Source organism: uncultured Rhodococcus sp. (assembly GCF_963525155.1).
Lineage (GTDB): Bacteria > Actinomycetota > Actinomycetes > Mycobacteriales > Mycobacteriaceae > Rhodococcus_F > Rhodococcus_F qingshengii.
Window position 1 is genome coordinate 1 of record NZ_CAURKP010000286.1, and the last position, 4,965, is coordinate 4,965.

Here is a 4,965-nt window from a genome sequence, read left to right on the forward strand (position 1 = left end):
GTGCGGGTGTATACGAGGGGCGCGACACCAAATCGATGCCTCGGGCCGAATTGGCAGATCTGGTCAAGGAACTCACCGATCAGATGATGAACGCTGCACGTGACCTTCAGTTCGAGTTGGCTGGGCGATTGCGAGACGAAATCTCGGATTTGAAGAAGGAGCTTCGAGGAATGGACGCCGCGGGTCTCAAGTAGGTCGCCTCGCGTGTGTTCGTGCTTTCGACCGCTACGGTTTCAGGTATGGATGCACAGACTGCAGGCAAGACCGCGCGGACTCTCGAACTTCTCCATTCCTTGGCGTACTTCGTCCCGGAGACGGAGAAGGAACTTGTCGGCGTCGGGTTGGAGCCTGGCCGAATGGTGTACTTTGCCGGGCGATCAGCTCCGCTCGGCGCTCCACCCGCGACTGTCGTCACGGCCACCTTCTTCAACTTCAATCCTGAATTGATCGCCAGTGTCATCCCACGTGCCTGGGAATTGGCAAGGCCCACAGAGGTTGTCGCCGCGCGGTATCGGGCAATCGACGCGGCGTACGTCCGCCTGCTCGGTGCAGACGTGACAGGATCGGCGGACATGGCCGAGGCCGCCGAACTCGTGTCGATCGCTGCCCAGAACATTCCTGGAGTGGACGGCCGCCCCCTGTACGCGGGTTGGGCGTCGCTCGACTGGCCGGCCGAGCCGCACCTGCGTTTCTGGCACGCGCTGACACTGCTGCGTGAGTATCGCGGTGACGGCCACATTGCGGCCCTTCAGACCGCGGGATTGAACGGCCTGGACGCGTTGATCACGCACACCGCGACGGGAATCGGGTTTCAGCGCAAATTCGCGCAGACTCGTCGCGGATGGTCGCAGGAACAGTGGGACGAGGCCGTCGAGAGTTTGAAGGACCGCGAACTGCTGCATCGTTCGTCCGGTGCGCTGACCGAGGACGGGCAGGACTTGCGTGACGTCGTCGAAGACCTGACGGACGACCTCGCTTTGGCTCCGTGGGATGCGCTTGGTGAGGAGGGTGCCAAGCGATTGCTGGAATTGGCGACGCCGTGGCGTACCGCCCTGGTCGAGCAGGAAGTATTTCCGGCGGCGCTGTTCGGGCCCCGCTTCGGCAAACTTCGCTGAGTGGTCACCACCGAACAAATGTGTCTGTGACGAAGAATCACATTCACTGTGGGCTTGTGGCGTGTACTGCAAATAACACTATCCGCGGCACAATCCCGCTAATGTCAGCGCAGCGGTTGTCGAGCGGGCGCAACAGCGTTGCGCCCGGTGCCGGCCGTACCGTCCGTCCCGTAACCATGGAGGAATGAATGAGTGCCTACCGGACCGTTGTCGTAGGAACCGATGGCTCCGAGTCGTCACTGAAGGCAGTCGACAGAGCTGCCGCCATTGCCAGTGGCTCGGACGCTCAGCTCGTCATCGCGTGTGCGTACTACCCGGCTGATCCCAAGGACGTGAGCGCTGCCGCTGATGCTTTGGGTAACGAGGCCTACCAGGTCACCGGTTCCGCTCCGACCTACGAGATCCTTCGCACCGCTCGTGAGCGCGCACATGCCCAGGGTGCCAAGGATGTTGTCGAGCGCGCCGTCGTCGGCGCTCCCGTCGAATCGCTTCTCGCTTTGCTCGACGAGGTGAAGGGCGACTTGCTGGTCGTCGGAAATCGCGGATTGAACACGTTGACCGGGCGCCTACTCGGGTCGGTGCCTTCCGATGCCGCTCGCAAGGCGACGTCCGATGTCCTGATCGTGCACACCGTTCGCTGAACTACCGGCAATAGTCGGCCTCGGCCGCATCGACGAACACTTCAGCCAGCTGATCGGCGCTGGGGGGTGTTGTCGATGCGGCCGAGCCGTTTCCGGAGGTGACCATTGGTTCGCTTGCTCCGTTCAGCGATACCGCCCGCAGATTCGCGATGATCATCGCTCGATCCGTTCCGGCCGCGAGCTGCTGGCAGACGCCGTCACCGAGCGCCTGCAACATGTCGTCGGAAAAGGCGGGCGTGACCCCGGTAGACGCAAGCGCCGCCCGCAGCCTTTCTGCCTCGTCTACCGGTTTTTCGGTCGGTGCGGCAGCAACAGCAGCGATGTCGTCGCTGCCTGCAGCAGCCGTCGAACTCGAATCATCCTCTGAGCAACCGGCTGTCACCGCCGCAAGCATCCCGACGCCGATCACCACGCGAGCGATCTTGCGGATGGGTGCGGCGGAACTTGCGGGCAGGCCAAGCACGAGGGGTCATTCCTTCAGTCGTCGACACAAATTGGAGTGACACCACCATTCGTGGTGTCACGCACGAACCTACTCCGTGATGCTCACGAATCGAAGGCCAACTCTGCTGCTTCGACGCCGTCGAGAACCGCGGGGAGCGACTCGACGTGAATGATGCCGAGCCTCTGGGTAGCGCGGGTCAATGCGACGTAGAGGTCGTTCATTCCGCGTGGTGACTCGTCGAGAATGTCGGCTGGTTCGACGATCAACACGGTGTCGAACTCGAGTCCCTTGACGTCCTTGACGGACAGGACGCTTACGGTGTCACTCGCAATGCCCGCCAGATCGGCAACGACCTCGGAACCGGCGATCACTGCGGTGATACCGGGATGCGACTCGGACTCGATGCAACGGCGCACGGTCGATTCCAATTCTTCGGCCGTGGTCTTGAGCGCCCACGGCGCGAATCCGCTGTCGCGTACCGACCGGGGCACGGATTGCTCCGGGTCGATCTCTTCGAGCACACGGTGTGCGACATCCATGATCTCCGAGGGAGTTCGGTAGTTGACGGTCAGTTCGGTGAGCTTCCAGCGCTTGGCGACGTAAGGCTCGAGAATCTTCTGCCAGGACGAAGTTCCCGCGGGATCACCGGTCTGAGCTGTATCGCCGACCAACGTCATCCAGCGATTCGGTATGCGCCGCATCAGCATTCGCCACGCCATTTCGGAGAGCTCTTGGGCTTCGTCGACGATCACGTGACCGTAGGTCCAGGTTCGGTCGCCGGCAGCGCGTTCTGCCGTGGTCTGGCGCTGGCCCTGATCGTGGCGTTGGGCGAGTTGGCTGGCGTCGATCAAGTCGTACGCCATCAAGATCTCGGGATCCATCTCGTCTTCGAGATCCTGTGGTGCAGACCCGGTGAGGATGTCGAGGGCGCCCTGGGCGTCGGCGATCTGCGCGCGCCATTCACGTTGTGCGCGTTCGCGTTCGGCGGCGTCGTCGACGCCGAGAATCTCGGCCAGTTCGTCGAGCAGGGGAGCATCGGCCGCACTGAAACCCGGTCCGACGCTCTGCAGAAGCTCGTCGCGTTGGGCGTCGTCGAGTTGCGGCGCTGCCTTGGCCAACCTCGCCGGCGACGTCCACAGTTCCGCGAGGATTTGCTGCGGCGACAATTCGGGCCACAGCTTTCCGATGGCGGACATGATGTCAGGGTCCTCACGCATCTCGTCGCGAATGTCGGCGATGTCGTCCCGACTGAGGAGTGACCCACCGTCGACGAGGTTTCCGCCGATGAGTTCGGCCATCTGCAGTGCCAACGCCTCGATGACTGCTGCCACGAAGATCGGGCGCGCCAGGTTGTGTGGGCGACGCGACGACCGAGCACGCCCGCGCGCCTTCGTGACAGTCTTTCGATCCAGCTTCAAGTCGTACGTGTCGAATCGAAGGGTAATCGGCTTCGACGGAACTTCCTGCCGATCCCGGACGGCGTTCTTGAGCACGTCGAGGATCGCGAGGGAACCCTTGATCTCACCGGCGGCGAGGGAATCCGTACGAGTCGCACGCACTCCGGGGTACAGGTCCCCGATCGTCGAGAGCAGAACTCCGGTCTCGCCGAGTGAAGGAAGGACCTGGCTGATGTAGTCGAGGAACGTCGCGTTCGGCCCGATGATGAGAACACCGGCCTTGGCCAGTTGCTGACGGTAGGTGTAGAGCAAGAAGGCGGCACGGTGAAGGGCGACTGCGGTTTTACCGGTACCCGGACCGCCCTGGACGACCAAAACGCTCTTGTGCTCGGAGCGGATGATGGCATCCTGCTCACTCTGAATGGTCTCGACGATGTCGTTCATCTGACCCGTACGCGCTGCGTTCAGAGCGTCCAGGAGAGCGCTCTCACCGGCGACGCCGCCGGCTTCGGTCACCACGCCTGCGGCGCGGGCCGCGTCGAGGTCCAGATATTCGTCGTTGATGCCGGTGACTGTGCGGCTCCGACTGCGAATATGGCGTCGCCGCTTCACGCCCTCAGGTGCCGCGGGCGTCGCCAGATAGAACGGGCGCGCCATCGGAGCTCGCCAGTCGAGGAGCAGCGTTTCGTAGTCGTTGTCGGTGTCCAGGATTCCCAGTCGGCCGACGTAGCGTCGCTCGTCGTCGAAGTCGATGCGTCCGAAACACATTCCGTTCTCGGCTGCGTCGTACTTGGCGAGATCCTCGGTGTACATGGCGTTGAAGGATTCGCGTTCACTGCGTGCTTGCGGGGTTCCGCCGGTCTCGAGGAGGACCGTGCTCAAGCGAGTTTGGGCATACTTTCGAAGATCGTCGAGACGGGAGTACAACATCGTCACGTACTGCTGCTCGAGCTCTTGCTCGTTCAGTGACGGGTCCGCGTCGGGCAAAGGATCTCCTAGGCTTGATGAGAAATTCACGCGCTGCAAAAGCGCCAAGACAGTCTAGTTCCCCCAGATGAACTGCCGCATAGATACAGGTCAGGCCACCCGAAGGTGGCCTGACCGTGTTTTTCGGTGCACTCAGTGCGTCAATTCGTCCTTCTTGGCGCGAGCCTTTTCGAGCGCCTTCTCGGCGCGCTTGCGAGCACGCTTACCCAGCACCTCGGTTTGCTCCGACGCCGTTTCGGCCCACTCGTTGCTCTTCTCGAGGGCGAGTTCGGCGAACTCAGAGCTGCGCTTGCTCGCCAGCTCTGCCAGTTCGGCGCTGCGCTCGCGTGCGGTCTCGGCCAGTTCGGAGCCGCGCTTCTGCGCGACTTCGAGGATGTCCG

The 4,965-nt window shown here is 62.6% G+C and carries 5 protein-coding genes and 1 pseudogene; 3 read left to right on the top strand and 3 right to left on the bottom strand.

All coding sequences use genetic code 11. From position 1 onward, the window contains the following. The 3 genes from RWT78_RS28180 to RWT78_RS28190 form a co-directional block, all read left to right on the top strand. Positions 1-194, top strand: a 194-nt coding sequence (locus tag RWT78_RS28180) for a UvrB/UvrC motif-containing protein (RefSeq protein ID WP_314682565.1), incomplete at its 5' end; no start/stop codon positions are given. A 45-nt stretch (positions 195-239) separates the two neighbouring features. Continuing rightward, entirely contained in the window at positions 240-1,115 is an 876-nt protein-coding gene (locus RWT78_RS28185) for an SCO6745 family protein (RefSeq protein WP_054825492.1), read from the top strand. Between the two features lie 188 nt (positions 1,116-1,303). Further along, complete coding sequence (locus RWT78_RS28190) at positions 1,304-1,756, top strand: universal stress protein (RefSeq protein WP_003944055.1); 453 nt, start codon at positions 1,304-1,306, stop codon at positions 1,754-1,756. 1 nt (position 1,757) lies between these two features. Here RWT78_RS28190 and RWT78_RS28195 read toward each other — a convergent pair whose 3' ends face one another. The 3 genes and pseudogenes from RWT78_RS28195 to RWT78_RS28205 all read right to left on the bottom strand — a co-directional run. Then, positions 1,758-2,219, bottom strand: a complete 462-nt coding sequence (locus RWT78_RS28195; RefSeq protein WP_003944104.1) for a DUF732 domain-containing protein — start codon at positions 2,217-2,219, stop codon at positions 1,758-1,760. A gap of 83 nt (positions 2,220-2,302) precedes the next feature. Beyond that, on the bottom strand, positions 2,303-4,585 hold the full coding sequence (locus RWT78_RS28200) for an ATP-binding domain-containing protein (protein WP_161121466.1): 2,283 nt from the start codon (positions 4,583-4,585) through the stop codon (positions 2,303-2,305). Between the two features lie 132 nt (positions 4,586-4,717). Beyond that, positions 4,718-4,965 (bottom strand): annotated as a pseudogene (locus RWT78_RS28205) (DoxX family protein); the annotation flags it as partial.